This is a genomic window from Sphingomonas sp., assembly GCF_017304615.1.
Lineage (GTDB): Bacteria > Pseudomonadota > Alphaproteobacteria > Sphingomonadales > Sphingomonadaceae > Sphingomonas.
Window position 1 is genome coordinate 60727 of the sequence record NZ_JAFKLZ010000002.1, and the last position, 13848, is coordinate 74574.

The 13848-nt window shown below is 64.5% G+C and carries 16 protein-coding genes; 8 read left to right on the forward strand and 8 right to left on the reverse strand.

The genetic code is table 11. The annotated features are described in order from the left end of the window. Window positions 1-28: 28 nt before the first annotated feature. Complete coding sequence (locus J0J06_RS08470) at window positions 29-1108, reverse strand: type I restriction enzyme HsdR N-terminal domain-containing protein (protein ID WP_294041038.1); 1080 nt, start codon at window positions 1106-1108, stop codon at window positions 29-31. Between the two features lie 62 nt (window positions 1109-1170). Next, window positions 1171-1596, reverse strand: coding sequence for a DUF5990 family protein (locus tag J0J06_RS08475; protein WP_294041039.1), 426 nt, complete (start codon window positions 1594-1596; stop codon window positions 1171-1173). Window positions 1597-1763: 167 nt separating this feature from the next. On the opposite strand from J0J06_RS08475, the gene J0J06_RS08480 reads away from it, so the two are divergent. Next, window positions 1764-2663, forward strand: a complete 900-nt coding sequence (locus tag J0J06_RS08480) for an alpha/beta hydrolase (RefSeq protein WP_294041040.1) — start codon at window positions 1764-1766, stop codon at window positions 2661-2663. On the opposite strand, the gene J0J06_RS08485 is transcribed toward J0J06_RS08480, so the two are convergent. After that, window positions 2660-3763 carry a DUF2332 family protein gene (locus J0J06_RS08485; protein WP_294041042.1) on the reverse strand — a complete coding sequence of 368 codons (1104 nt, stop codon included), beginning with the start codon at window positions 3761-3763 and terminating at the stop codon, window positions 2660-2662. The genes J0J06_RS08480 and J0J06_RS08485 overlap by 4 nt on opposite strands. Before the next feature lie 59 nt (window positions 3764-3822). On the opposite strand from J0J06_RS08485, the gene hisG reads away from it, so the two are divergent. Next, window positions 3823-4473: an ATP phosphoribosyltransferase gene (gene hisG, locus J0J06_RS08490; protein ID WP_294041044.1), complete on the forward strand. Its 651-nt coding sequence runs from the start codon at window positions 3823-3825 to the stop codon at window positions 4471-4473. Further along, entirely contained in the window at window positions 4470-5759 is a 1290-nt protein-coding gene (hisD, locus tag J0J06_RS08495; RefSeq protein ID WP_294041046.1) for a histidinol dehydrogenase, read from the forward strand. Before hisG ends, hisD begins: the two co-directional genes overlap by 4 nt. On the opposite strand, the gene J0J06_RS08500 is transcribed toward hisD, so the two are convergent. Beyond that, a complete protein-coding gene (locus J0J06_RS08500; RefSeq protein ID WP_294041047.1) occupies window positions 5756-6214 on the reverse strand; it encodes a hypothetical protein in 459 nt (152 codons plus the stop codon). The genes hisD and J0J06_RS08500 overlap by 4 nt on opposite strands. 29 nt (window positions 6215-6243) lie before the next feature. Between J0J06_RS08500 and nusB the strand changes: the two genes are divergently transcribed. The 5 genes from nusB (at window position 6244) to pyrE (ending at window position 10645) form a co-directional block, all read left to right on the forward strand. Next, entirely contained in the window at window positions 6244-6702 is a 459-nt protein-coding gene (nusB, locus tag J0J06_RS08505; protein ID WP_294041049.1) for a transcription antitermination factor NusB, read from the forward strand. Then, on the forward strand, window positions 6611-6880 hold the full coding sequence (locus J0J06_RS08510; protein WP_366931202.1) for a DUF4169 family protein: 270 nt from the start codon (window positions 6611-6613) through the stop codon (window positions 6878-6880). Before nusB ends, J0J06_RS08510 begins: the two co-directional genes overlap by 92 nt. Then, on the forward strand, window positions 6877-7770 hold the full coding sequence (gene thiL, locus J0J06_RS08515; RefSeq protein WP_294041051.1) for a thiamine-phosphate kinase: 894 nt from the start codon (window positions 6877-6879) through the stop codon (window positions 7768-7770). Before J0J06_RS08510 ends, thiL begins: the two co-directional genes overlap by 4 nt. A gap of 99 nt (window positions 7771-7869) precedes the next feature. Beyond that, window positions 7870-9981, forward strand: a complete 2112-nt coding sequence (locus tag J0J06_RS08520) for a sodium-translocating pyrophosphatase (RefSeq protein ID WP_294041053.1) — start codon at window positions 7870-7872, stop codon at window positions 9979-9981. Between the two features lie 73 nt (window positions 9982-10054). After that, window positions 10055-10645: an orotate phosphoribosyltransferase gene (gene pyrE, locus J0J06_RS08525; RefSeq protein ID WP_294041055.1), complete on the forward strand. Its 591-nt coding sequence runs from the start codon at window positions 10055-10057 to the stop codon at window positions 10643-10645. On the opposite strand, the gene J0J06_RS08530 is transcribed toward pyrE, so the two are convergent. The 4 genes from J0J06_RS08530 to J0J06_RS08545 are packed head-to-tail and all read right to left on the reverse strand — an operon-like array spanning window position 10642 to window position 13791. After that, window positions 10642-10998: a hypothetical protein gene (locus tag J0J06_RS08530; RefSeq protein ID WP_294041057.1), complete on the reverse strand. Its 357-nt coding sequence runs from the start codon at window positions 10996-10998 to the stop codon at window positions 10642-10644. The two genes, pyrE and J0J06_RS08530, sit on opposite strands and share 4 nt — an antisense overlap. A 52-nt stretch (window positions 10999-11050) precedes the next feature. Further along, on the reverse strand, window positions 11051-11800 hold the full coding sequence (locus J0J06_RS08535) for an isocitrate lyase/phosphoenolpyruvate mutase family protein (protein WP_294041059.1): 750 nt from the start codon (window positions 11798-11800) through the stop codon (window positions 11051-11053). Window positions 11801-11815: 15 nt separating this feature from the next. After that, the gene (locus tag J0J06_RS08540) at window positions 11816-12616 is read right to left on the reverse strand and encodes a LytTR family DNA-binding domain-containing protein (RefSeq protein ID WP_294041061.1); all 801 of its coding nucleotides are present in this window, start codon (window positions 12614-12616) and stop codon (window positions 11816-11818) included. Next, the gene (locus J0J06_RS08545; protein WP_294041063.1) at window positions 12613-13791 is read right to left on the reverse strand and encodes a histidine kinase; all 1179 of its coding nucleotides are present in this window, start codon (window positions 13789-13791) and stop codon (window positions 12613-12615) included. The genes J0J06_RS08540 and J0J06_RS08545 overlap by 4 nt, the downstream gene beginning before the upstream one ends. Window positions 13792-13848 lie beyond the last annotated feature (57 nt).

The following is a 13848-nucleotide window of genomic DNA, read 5'->3' on the forward strand; positions in this document are numbered from 1 at the left end:
TTCGCCAGTGCCACGCCGATTTTTGAGGTTACAGAACTAGCAATTGCACCTCGAAATACCCACCACCGCTTGCTTGAGGGTGGGCCGGGAGAGGGCCAAATTGTGCTTCCAATCCAGCTTTGATCATAGGCGCCATCCCGACAAACGCGAACTGATAGTCGAGAGCCATAGTACCTTTGAATAGGTCTCCCTCGACAAAGCCTACCGCTGCCGTAGTCGCCGCAAACCGGAACTCAAACGGCGCTGCGATCGGCCCAATTCCCGGAATTTTCATCTGGGTGCCAGCAGGCGCATTTGTATATAGAAGATTCTGAAAAATGGTGGGCTTGCGCTGATCTGTAGAGATCAGTTCATCGGGCGCATAAAAGTCGTAACCGTCTTCCATTTCCAAAAGGTCGGACAGCTCGCCTGCCATCGGCATAGCCTTCGCCGTTCGGAGCTTCGCGTGCAGACGGCCATCGGACGCTCTGCTCACCTCTCCTCCTGTGATTGGCAGTCTCAAGCCATTGATGTCCTGCACGGCTATGCTCATCAAAGGGTGATTGGAAACGTGATCCTCGTACTGAAACCACCCACCGATAATTTGCACGCGGGACCCCAGTCCTTTGCCAAGCGGTTTTTCAACATCTGGGGTTAGGAGTTCGATTTTCCGGCGGAGAGCATCGGGGCCCACTAGATTGCAGAGCGCTAGAAAAATCTCTTCGTTATCGGCGAACTCCCAAGCCATTATCGGCGCGCTTAGCGAGCTGGTTCGATACAGGCGGAAAGATCGGCCATTCGTGATCATAAAAAACAATGCAGCAACTTCTGGATGAGCTGCGTAAGTATGCGCCTGTTCAACCGTGTCTTGATCTAGCGTCTCGCTGGGCGATTTCACTTCCACAACCCAGCGACCTACAGACGCCACTTCTAAAATGTAGTCTGCGCGCCCAACCAAAGGGGGGTCTTTTCCTGGATTTTTTCGACCCAGAAATGCCTTGGCATATCGAAAGGACTGTTCCGTTCGGATCGTGTTTTCCGTCCCATGCTCGTAGCCGAGCCTGCTTAACAGCGGTCGTACCACTATCTCTCGGACGTCAGTTTCATTCATCTCATCAAATTTTGGCATCTATAGCCCCTGTCATTTCTACCCCGACCGACAAGATCGCGCGTCCTCGGCAAACCTGAAAATTACGCAATCCGCCGCCCCGTCACCATCATCGTCGCGCAAGCCGGCGACCCATCCTTGCCCGTCCCGTTCACCGTCAGCTCTACCACCCCTTCCCCCGCCACCGCGCGGTCGAGCAAGTCCTGCGGCGTGTCGTGAATGTCGATCTTCATCCGGCGCGACCATGCCGATGTGTGGTCGTCCGCCGCCGTGCCGATGCGGATATAGACGAAGCGCCGCGTCGGCCCTTCGCGGCGCACCTGGTCGCCGAAGAATTTGGGACCGGGCGCGACCCGCACCGGGAAGTCGAACGCCAGCGGCTCACCCGTTCGCGATCGCTTCGGGTCGAGCACGCCGCTATCGCCGGTCTGCAGGCTGAGCAGCACGCCGGGAACCGGATTTTCGATCACGATCCGCATGCGAATTTCAATCTGGTCGGCCCGCGCCATTTACCGAGTATCGGCGCGGCAATCGCCGCTTGCAATGTACCATCACGTCCGACACCGTTGCTGCGCGCCAAGGCAAATCCGGCAGGCGTCGCCGGGAAAACAGGGCTGCGAAACGGGAGCGCCAGTGTGACCTTGGTGTGACCTTAGCGCGGAATGGGGAGAGCGGAATGAGCGAATTCGACCTGCAACGTGTGGCGCTGTCGACGGGCGTGGAACTCGACTTCGCGGTGGCGGGCCATGCGACCAACCCTGCGATCATCCTGCTCCACGGCTTTCCCGAATCGCACCGCACCTGGCGCCACCAGATCGCCGATCTGGCGAAGGACCATTTCGTCCTCGCCCCCGACCAGCGCGGTTTCGCCAGATCGTCCAAGCCAGAGGGCGTCGAGAATTACACGCCCGACAAGCCCGTCGCCGACTTGATCGCGCTGGCGGACCGCTTCGACATCGAACGCTTCACGTTGGTGGGGCACGATTGGGGCGGGGCGATCGCGTGGATGGCGGCGCTCAACCATCCCGACCGCATCGCGCGGCTGATCATCGTCAACGCGCCGCACCCCTTCGTCTTCCAGAAGACGCTGTTCGACGACATGGCGCAGCGCGAGGCGAGCCAGTACATTACAGCGTTCCGCAATCCCGAGTTCGAAGTTTATCTCGAACGCGTCGGGTTCAATGAATTCTTCGACAAGAATTTCCTGCGTCACACCGATTTCTCGAAGGTCGCGGACGAAAAGCCGATCTATCTCGAGCAATGGAGTCAGCCCGGCGCGATGACCGCGATGCTCAACTGGTATCGCGCCAGCGCGGTCCAAGTACCGGCGATGGACGCGACGCCTGAGCGTCCGGCGTTCCTCGACGGCCCGTTCCCACCACTCAAGATGCCGACGCTCGTTATCTGGGGGATGGGCGACAAGGCATTACTGCCGAGCCAGTTGGAGGGATTAGACGCGCTGATCCCCGATCTCACGATCGACCGCCTCGACGGCGTCGGCCATTTCGCGCCGTGGGAAGCCCCGAACCAGGTGACCGCTGCGATGCGCAAGTGGCTGGAGGCGCAGGGCGCCTAGCCGGCGTTGACCTTGGCCGAGTCGGGCAGGCCGTATTCCTCCCCAGCGTTGTTCAGCGGTTCGGTGCTGATCCAGGTGCCATGGGCATGCGCGGTGGCGAGGATTCGCCACTCGCCATCTCCCGGCCAGCTCCGCACCCGGACGATCTGTTTGCCCAGGTTGCGGTCGGGCTCCATCATCACCCAGCCGAACGGGTGCTCGGCGGTCGCCCGCTCGCTCGCCGCCTTCATCGCCGCGCGGATGCGGTCGGCAACCGGCTCGGGCAGATACTGCCACACCACCGAATGCATCAGGACGCGCGTTACGCCCGGCTGCTGCGGCTCGGCCAGCCGCGCCTCGATCCAGTCGGCGGCATCGGCCTGCACCACATCGACCGGCTTGGCGCGCTGCATCGCGATCGCCGCCTTCAGCCGCTCGCCCCGAGCGGGCGTCTCCGGCCAGACATAAGCGAGCAGCCGCTCCTCGACCACCGGATCGGTCGCGTCGAGCGGCTGAATATCGCAGCCGCGCACCGACACGATGTCGAGGTCGACCGGCGCGGGGGACGTGCCTTCCCATTCCGGCGCAATCGTCACCGGCGCATCGGGCGGTCCCATCCGCGTCCCGCCAAGGTCGAAGCCATAGCGGTCGATCAACAGATTGAGTCCCGCGCTCGATCCGATCTCCAGCAGGTCGATCTTCGGCCCATGCCGCCGCGCAATCTCCATCAATCCCAGGATCAACGCCCCCGACCGTCCCGGCTCGTTGGTCTGCGGCGGGCCGTCGAGCCATGGCAGGATCTCGTCATCATGCGCGACCAACGCGGCGTTGAGCACGGCGGCGATTGCGGCCGGCTCGATCACGTCGCCCCCGAACACGGCTGCCAGCCCCGCATCCTTCCCCGCCCTCACCAGCGCATGAAGTCCGCCGAAGAACCGGAGAGGGAGGGCGTCGCGCGTCGGCTCGCCCGGCCAGTCGAGGATTCGCGCGCCCGTCTTGCTCTCGCGCGTCAGCCCTTCGGCCACCGCGACGCACAGTCGCGCGTACATCGGCGCGTCCATCTGGCGGCAGTAAAATTCCTGGATGCGGAACGCGCCGCGATTGTTTTCCTCACCGGCCATACACACCTCCGACGCGCACGCATTGCTCCTTCGCAAGCCCGCAAGTAAAGCCCCGCCAAATGTCGCAGCCGATCGTCATCGCCGTGCCCAAGGGCCGCATCCTCGCCGAGGCCGCGCCGTTGCTCGCGCGCGCCGGGATCGAGCCCGAAGCGGCGTTCGCCGACGAGGACAGCCGCGCGTTGCGGTTCGCGACCAGCGACCCCGGTATCGACCTGATTCGCGTCCGCGCCTTCGACGTGGCGACCTTCGTCGCGCACGGCGCGGCGCAGCTCGGCATCGTAGGATCGGACGTGCTGGCGGAGTTCGACTATCCCGAGCTTTATGCGCCGGTCGATCTCGGCATCGGCCATTGCCGGCTGTCGGTAGCCGAACCCGCCGACTTGGCCGCGACCGACGACCCGCGCGGGTGGAGTCATGTCCGCGTCGCGACCAAATACCCCTACCTTACGCAGCGCCATTTCGAGGCGCGCGGGGTGCAGGCCGAATGCGTCAAGCTGAACGGCGCGATGGAACTGGCGCCGACGCTCGGCCTCGCCCCGCGGATCGTCGATCTCGTCTCGTCGGGTCGCACACTCAAGGAAAACGGCCTGGTCGAGGTCGAGCGGATCATGGACGTGACCAGCCGCCTGATCGTCAACCGCGCGGCGTTCAAGACCCGGCCCGAATTGGTGCCGTTGGTCGACGCGTTCCGGCGGGCGGTCATGGCATGATCAAGCTCTCGACCTCCGAACCCGGCTTCGACCGCCAGTTTCAGGCGCTGGTCGATGCGCGGCGCGAAACTGATGCCGACGTGTCGCGCGACGTCCGCACAATCGTTTCCAGCGTCCGCGACGAGGGCGATGCGGCGGTCCAGGCCTTTACCAAGAAGTTCGACCGGCACGACCTCAACGAAACCGGCTGGCGGATCGAGAAGGCGGAATGGCTCGCCGCTTATGACTCGCTGGCTCCAGACCTGCGCGCCGCGCTCGAACTCGCGGCCGAACGGATCACAACCTATCACGCCAAGCAGAAGCCCGATGATCGCGATGAAGTGGATGCCGTCGGTGCGCGGCTTGGCGCTCGGTGGCGGGCGGTCGATGCTGCGGGGATCTACGTGCCCGGCGGCCGCGCGGCCTATCCGAGCTCAGTGCTGATGAACGCGATCCCCGCTAGGGTCGCGGGGGTCGAGCGGCTAGTGATGGTCACCCCGACCCCGGACGGCGAGATCAATCCGCTGGTGCTCGCCGCCGCGCATATTGCCGGCGTCGATGAGGTCTGGCGGATCGGCGGCGCGCAAGCCGTCGCGGCGCTCGCTTACGGTACTGGGCGGATCGCGCCGGTCGATGTGGTGTGCGGCCCCGGCAACGCCTGGGTCGCGGAGGCCAAGCGCCAGCTCTACGGCGTGGTCGGGATCGACATGGTCGCCGGGCCCAGCGAGATCGTCGTCGTCGCGGACGGCAAGAACGACCCGCAGTGGATCGCCGCCGACCTGCTCAGCCAGGCCGAACACGACCCGTCGAGCCAGTCGATCCTGTTCACCGACGACGCCGCGCTTGCGCGCGCGGTAGCGGATGCTGTCGATCTCCAGATCGGCGAACTCGCCACCGCCAAGGTCGCGCGCGCCAGTTGGGACGCGAACGGCGCTATCATCGTCACCGCCGACCTCTTCGAAGCTGTGCCGCTGGTGAACCGGCTAGCCCCCGAACATCTCGAACTGGCGTGTGACGACGCGAACGCGCTGTTCGACATGGTCAAGCATGCAGGATCGGTGTTCCTCGGCCGCTACACGCCCGAAGCGGTGGGCGATTACGTGGCCGGGCCGAACCACGTCCTCCCCACCGGCCGCCGCGCACGCTTTTCCAGCGGGCTGTCGGTGCTCGATTTCATGAAACGCACCAGCTTCCTGTCGCTCGATGGGGCGGCGCTCGGAGCGATCGGTCCTGCCGCCGTGACGCTGGCCGATGCCGAAGGCCTGCCCGCCCATGCGCGCTCGGTGGCCTTACGCTTAAAGAGCTAGCGCTTCCTCATCTGGGGTGGAAAGTCAGGGTTATAGTAGGGCCAATCCTTCCGCCGATCGGATCCGAGAAGCCGGTCTATCGCTCGCTGAGGCGAGGGTTCGAAGCCCATGAACGTATCGTAAACTTCGGGCCCACCGAACATGACGAAACGCTGCCGCTCACCCTTCACCTCAAAGCGGTCAGTGCAGTCCCCTCCACCGCCTTTACTGAAGAAATAATCGACCTTGGGACCACGAAACCAGCGCACGACCTTGATCTTGGCAGGTGTGGTCTCCGTTTCAGGCTCGATTACCTCGCCATCGACTACCAAGGTCGCTTGCGCCAAAAGCTCTTTGGCACGCGCCTTGTTCTCCCAGAAAGTCGGTTCATGGTCGACAACGATCGAGCAAGCCGAAGCGACAGCGGGCCACGCGAACGCCGCAAGACCAGCTAGAATGACGAGACGCTTTGCCATCGCCGACGAACCTACCTATCTGCGCGTCAATGTCACGCCGAACGTCCGCCCGATCCACCGCCCGCGCCGCCGCGCGGCTCGCCGCCACGCAAGCGCTCTATCAGCATGAGATGGAGGGCACGGCGCTCGCGTCACTGCTCCACGAATTCCACAACCATCGCCTTGGCGCGACGATCGAGGATGTCGAATACGCCCCCGCCGATGAAGCCTATTTCGACGACGTCGTGACTGGGGTGCTGGCGCGCACGGATGAGATAGACCGGCTGATCGCCGCCAAACTGTCGAGCGACTGGTCGTTCGACCGGCTCGACAAGCCGATGCGAGCATTGCTGCGCGCTGCGACCTACGAACTGCTCGCGCGCGCCGACACCGCGACGGGCACAGTCATCAGCGAATATGTCGACGTCGCCAAGGCGTTCTACGAACGCCGTGAGGCGGGGTTCGTCAACGGGCTGCTCGACGCGGTGGCGAAGGACGCGCGAGGCTGAGCTGGCAGAGATCGTCAACCTCAACCGCGCGCGCAAGGTGAAGGCGCGGGAGGCGGCGCGGACAGCGGCTGATGCCAACAGGATCGCTTTCGGGCGGACCAAAGTGGAAAAAGCGGCCACCAAGGCGGAAGCCGACCGCTTTCGCCGCGACGTCGACGGTGCGAAACGCGAGCCATGAGGGAGGACGAGTTTCTCGCCGCCCTGCGCCGGCTGCCGCTCCATCCCGGCGCTTCAGGTTTGACCGACGACACCGCCAAGCTCGCGGGCCTGACGATTACCACCGATACGATCGTCGAGGGCGTGCATTTCCTGCCCGATGATCCGCCCGGCGACGTCGCGTGGAAACTGGTGGCGGTGAGCCTGTCCGATCTCGCCGCGAAGGGTGCAATTCCCGAAGGTGTGCTGCTCAACTATCCGCTAGGCGACGATAGCTGGGACGAGTCCTTCCTCGTCGGATTGGCCGGGGCCTTAACGACATTGTCATGCCCCCTGCTCGGCGGCGATACGGTGTTGCTGCCCACCGGTGCGCCGCGCGTGCTGACGCTTACGGCGATCGGTCGCGACGCGCCCGGCCCGCCGCGATCCGGCGCGAAGGCGGGCGACGCGCTATGGGTGACTGGCAACATCGGCAACGCGGGCGCCGGCCTCCGGATCGCGCGGGGCGAAGCGGGGCCGCGCGCGCTGCTCGCCGCTTACCGCCGCCCAACCCCGCGCCTCGCTGAGGGGCGCAAGCTGGCACTCGTCGTCAACGCGATGATGGACATATCCGACGGTCTGCTGATCGATGCGAGCCGGATGGCCGCCGCGTCGGGACTGGCCGTTACGGTCGACCTTGCCGCGCTGCCGCTGTCAGCCGACTACCTTGCATTTGCAGGTGCCGACCGCGATGCCCATGTTGCGGCCGCAACCGCTGGTGACGACTATGAACTGCTGTTCGCTTTACCCAAGGAGAAGGAGCCGCCGGTCGGTGCGTTCCGGGTCGGGCGCTTCACCGCGGGGTCGGGCATCACGCTGATGTGGCAGGGACGGCCGGTTCCTCTTCCCGCCACCCTCGGATTCCGCCATTGATCCGATAGCTTGCGCAAGCCGCTCGCGCCTCTATACCCTGCCCTCACCTAGGGAAATGCGCGGGCGGTCCCGTCACGCGTGCAGCAGGGGAAAAAGAGGATGACGATCGTGTATGCGGCCATCGTCTGCGGCCTGATCGCCGTGGCCTATGGCATCATCACCAGTATGCAGGTGCTGCGCGCGCCCGCCGGCAACGAGAAGATGCAGGACATCGCCTCGGCTATTCAGGAAGGCGCCAAGGCCTATCTCGGCCGGCAATACACCACCATTGCGATCGTCGGCGTTATCGTCGCCGCGATCCTGTTCTTTACGCTTGGCGGGCTGTCGACGGTCGGGTTCCTGATCGGCGCGGTACTGTCCGGGATCGCCGGCTATATCGGGATGAACATCTCGGTACGCGCCAACGTCCGCACGGCGGAAGCCGCGCGCGGTTCGCTGCAAGGCGGCCTGACGCTGGCGTTCCGCTCGGGCGCAATCACCGGCATGCTCGTGGCTGGCCTCGGCTTGCTCTCCATTTCGGGCATCTTCTGGTACCTGACCGGCCCGTCGGGCCTCCAGCCCGGTGACCATAAGGTGGTCGAGGCGCTGACCGCGCTCGCGTTCGGTGCGTCGCTGATTTCGATCTTCGCGCGTCTTGGCGGCGGCATCTTCACCAAGGCGGCAGATGTCGGCGCCGACCTGGTCGGCAAGGTCGAGGCGGGCATCCCGGAGGACGACCCCCGCAACCCCGCCACCATCGCCGACAACGTCGGCGACAACGTCGGCGACTGCGCCGGCATGGCGGCCGATTTGTTCGAAACGTACGTAGTGACGATCGGCCTAACGATGGTCTCGATCGCGCTGTTGATGCCCAATGCTGACAATCTGCTCCAGCTGATGACGCTGCCGTTGATCGTGGGCGGCGTGTGCATCATCACCTCGATCATCGGCACCTATCTCGTCCGCCTCGGTTCGAAGCAGTCGATCATGGGCGCGATGTACAAGGGGTTCTGGACGACGGTGATCCTGTCGATCCCGGCGATCTTCTTCGTGACGCAACACGTGCTCGGCGACATGGCCACGCAGATCGGCGATGGCCCGACGGCGTTCACCGGCGCCAAGCTGTTCTGGTGCATGATGATCGGCCTGGTCGTCACCGGCCTGCTGGTCTGGATCACCGAATATTACACCGGCACCAACTATCGTCCGGTCAAGTCGATCGCCAAGGCGTCGTCGACCGGCCACGGCACCAATGTCATCCAGGGTCTGGCGATCAGCCTCGAATCGACCGCGCTGCCGACTATCGTGCTGGTCATCGCGATCGTCGCGGCGTTCCAGCTCGCCGGGATCGTGGGCGTGGCGTTCGCCGCGACCAGCCTGATCGCGCTGGCCGGCATGGTCGTCGCGCTCGACGCTTATGGTCCAGTGACGGACAATGCGGGCGGCATCGCCGAGATGGCGGGCCTGCCCGAAGACGTGCGCCACCGCACCGACGCGCTCGATGCGGTGGGCAACACGACTAAGGCAGTGACCAAGGGCTATGCGATCGGCTCGGCGGCGCTGGCAGCGCTCGTGCTGTTCGGCGCCTATACGACCGACCTGAAGAGCTATGCGACGCAGCTCGGCATCGGCGAGGTCCGCTTCGACCTCAGCAATCCGTACGTCATCGTTGGGCTCCTGCTGGGCGCGTTGCTGCCGTATCTGTTCGGCGCGTTCGGCATGACCGCCGTGGGTCGTGCCGCCGGATCGGTGGTCGAGGACGTTCGCGCGCAGTTCGCCGCCGACAAGGGCATCATGGAAGGGACCAGCCGTCCCAACTATGCCCGCACGGTCGACATCGTGACGCGGGCGGCGATCAAGGAAATGATCGTCCCCTCGCTGCTCCCGGTGCTGAGCCCGGTCGCGGTGTTCTTCATCATCCAGGCCGTCGCCAGCCGCGAACAGGGCTTCGTCGCGGTCGGCGCGATGCTGATGGGCGTGATCGTTTCCGGCCTGTTCGTTGCCATCTCGATGACCTCGGGCGGCGGCGCATGGGACAATGCCAAGAAGTATATCGAAGACGGCAATTACGGCGGCAAGGGCAGCGAAGCGCATAAGGCCGCGGTCACCGGCGACACGGTGGGCGACCCGTACAAGGATACGGCGGGCCCGGCGGTGAACCCGATGATCAAGATCACGAACATCGTGGCGCTCCTCCTGCTCGCGGCTTTGGCGGCGCACGGGGCGGGTTGATCCCAAGCCACTTCTGATCGAAGGGAGGGCGCTGCCGGCGACGGCGGCGCCCTTTCCTTATCGGGAGTACGCCATGGCCGCCTATGACCGCGACGCGCTGCGCGCGCTGCTCGCCACCCGCACCTTCAAGCGCGGCGACTTCCTGCTGGTGTCGGGCAAGCGCAGCCGGATCTATTTCAACATGAAGGCGACGATGATGACGCCCGAGGGCGCCGCGCAATGCGCACGCGGGCTGTTGTCGGTGCTCGACGGGCTGAAGGCAGACTATGTCGCCGGGCTGGAGATGGGCGCGGTGCCGCTGCTCGGCGGGATCGCCGCGGCGAGCTGGGATGCCGGACGGCCGATCGGCGCGGTGTTCGTGAGGAAGGCGGCGAAGGCACACGGCACGTCGCTGATGGTCGAGGGGCTCGACGATGCCGGCGGCGAGACGCTTCAGGATAAGAATGTTGTGCTGATCGACGATGTCGCGACCAGTGGGGGCTCGATCCTGAAGGCAGCCGACCAGATCGCGGCGGCCGGCGGCGTGATGACCGACGCGATCGTTATCCTCGACCGCGAACAGGGCGCGACCGAGATGCTGGGCGAGCGCGGGATAACGCTCCACACCTTGTTCACCGCGAGCGATTTAGGCGTGACCGCGGAAGATCGGCAGCCGATCGACTAAGGCAGCACGTTCAACTCAAGCGCGATGCCGAGCTCAGCCATCTGGCCCAACAAATCGGCATCGAACGTCTCGCCAGAATCGCCTTTCGGTGCCCACGTCACGAAGAACGCGAACGTTGCTCCCTGCGCGCGCAAGTCGAGCAGCACGTCGCGGCGGCCTTCCAGTTCGTCGAGCGTGCGGTTGAGCAATCTGGCAAGCTCGCCATCTTCGCCCTTGCCCACGGCACAGGCGCAATAGCTGTCGCGATAAACGCCTTCCAGCAGCTGGCCTTCGGGTGTGGCGCGCTGCTCGCCTGCCGTCCACTCGCGACTTGGCGGAAACGGCAAAGCGACGCGCAGCGCCGCAGCGGGCATCGACGGGTGCCTCGCCCGCAATGACACTATGTATTCAAAGCGGGCGCCCAAGCTACTTCCACTCTATCGCGGCGCGCGCTTGTTCCTCCAGCCATGCCATCGCCGCGAACCACGGGCCGCCGCCATAGCTGATGCGCGCAACCCCGGCGTCGGCGAACGGCTTAATCGGCTGATCGCCGGGAATGATGTTGATCGGCGCACCGGAGCGCTTCACGATTTCGCCGACCTTCGCCGGGTCGCGCAGGCCCGGCACGAAAATCCCGCTCGCCCCCGCCGCCATATAGGCTGCCGCGCGATCGACGGTCTCGTCGAGCAGCGACGCATCGTGCTTTTCGGCCGGATTGCGCAGATAGAGGTCCACGCGCGCATTGATGTAGAACGCATCCCCGGCGCCCTTGCGCGCCGCCGCCACCCGCGCCGCCGCTTCGTCGATCGGATAGACGCCCTCACCGCCGATCACCGAATCCTCGAAATTGCACCCGACCGCGCCGGTCGCGGCGAGTGCCGCCAGGTTCGGCGTAATCCCCGCCGCCTCGCGCGCATAGCCGCTTTCGAAATCGATCGACATCGGCACGTCGACCACGCCCATGATCCGCCTGGCATTGTCGAACACCATATCGAGCGGCACCTGCTCGCCGTCATGGAAGCCGAGCGATTCGGCAGCGCCGTGGCTGCCCGTCGCGATCGCCTTCGCGCCCGCTTTGGCGATCGCGACCGCGCTGCCCGGGTCCCAGCAATTGTAGATGATCAGTGGGTCTCCCGGGACGTGCAGCGCTGCGAAGGTTTCGAACTGACTGCCCATCCCGCTTCTCCCCGTTCAGTGAACGAACCGCGCCACCACGTCGCGATAGCTGCGGCTGACCTTCACCTGCCCGCCCGAATCGAGCACCAGGAAGCATTCGCCGTTGGTATGCGGCTTCACTTGCCGAACCAGGTCGAGGTTGACGATCGTCGAGCGGTGGACGCGCTGGAACCGCCGCGGGTCGAGGCGTTTCTCGAGGTCCTTCATCGTCTGGCGCAGGATCAGCGTGTTGTCGCCGGTCTTGATGCACATGTAATCGCCCGCCGCCTCGACCACTTCGATCGTATCAACGTCGACGCGGAAGATCTTGCCGCGATCCTTGATGTTGATGAGCTTTTCGAAGCGATTCGCCGCGTGATCGCCGCCGCCGTCGGAGATTTCGCCGGCGGTCTCTGGCGCCACTTCGGCGAGTGCTTCCTTGTATTTCTCGACTTCTTCCGCGCCGCGTTTCTCGGTCAGCCGCTGGCGCACACGGTCGAGCGTGTCGGCAAGACGAGATTCCTCGACCGGCTTGACCAGATAATCCACCGCGTCCGCTTCGAACGCGCGCAACGCGTGATCCGAATAGGCGGTGCAGAACACGAATAGCGGCGGCTCGACCTCCATCAACCCCTGCACCACGGAAAATCCATCGAAGCCCGGCATCTGGATGTCGAGGAAGACAAGATCCGGCTTGTTGGTCTTGATGCTGCGGATCGCCTCGCGGCCGTTGGCGCACCGGTCGATGATCTCGACATCGTCGTGCGGCTGAAGGCGGAGTTCGAGTCCCTGGATCGCCAGCGTCTCGTCATCCACCAAAATCGTTCGAATCGTCATGCGGCCTCTCTATTCGGATCGTCCAGTTGGTACGGAATCTCGATCTCCACGACAAAGCCGCCCCCTGGCGTCGATCGACTGTCAAAACGGTGGTCGGGCCCGTACGCCTGAACCAACCGATCTCTTATATTGGCGAGCCCCACGCCGGTTGAAAGGCTTGGACCTAACTTGTTCTCGATCAAGCCGGGACCAGTGTCCGACACGGCAATCCGCACGCGTTCGCCGACGAGCCGTGCCGAAACCGCGATCTCCGCCCCCTCCTCGCTCGGCGTGACCGCATATTTGATCGCGTTTTCGACCAGCGGTTGCAGCAGCAAAGAGGGCAAGCGCGCGCGCTCGGCGCGCGGATCGATCTCGAACACCGGACGCAGCCGATTCTCGAACCGCATCTTCTCGATCTCTAGATAGAGCTTCAGCGTCTGCACCTCCTGCGCGACCGTTACATGCGCGGTCGGCTCGTAGATCAGCGTGAAGCGCAAGAAGTCGGCGAGTCGCGACAACATCGCATTGGCGCGCTCGGTTTCCTTCAGGAGCACCAGCGTCGAGATCGAATTGAGCGTGTTGAACAGGAAATGCGGGTTGAGCTGATAGCGCAGCATCGCGAGCTGCGCCGACGACGCCTGCGTTCCCAGCCGTTCGAGCTGGTCGTTCTGTTCCTCGACGATCAGGTAGAAATTGATCCCGAAATAGAGCGCGGTCCACCCGCCGAGCACGGTGAAGGTCAGGAACAGCTGGCTGGCGATACTCTTCAGTGTCACGCCGGGCGCCGCCACCGCCATGCTCGCCCCCGCGGCAGGCTGGAAACTCAAAGCCCAGGCGTTGATCGTCGCCGCCAGCAGGGTCGCAGCACCCAACGTCAGCAGCGTGAGGACGATCTCCTGAAATCGCGGCATCTGCCGGTAATGGGCATATAGCGTCGACAGCAAGACGGTGACGCAATAGCCGACGATCGCCTGCAGCAGGATTTGCAGGAAATATTGCAGCGAGAGCGAGTTGGCGATCGAAAAGGCCGAGACCGAGCGCAACAGCATGTAGCCGCCCCAGCCCACGCCCTGCAGCCGCCAGAACGCCTTGCTGCGATCCTCGAAGAACGGGCGCGACAGAAACCCCGGACGCCAGAACGGCGTCTTGGCCGCCACGGCGGGCGGATCGGCGGGAGTGGGCAGGCTGGCCATGGAGCGGCGTCCTTATACTCATTGGCGCCGCGACTGAAAGACAGGGGCGCGTCACGG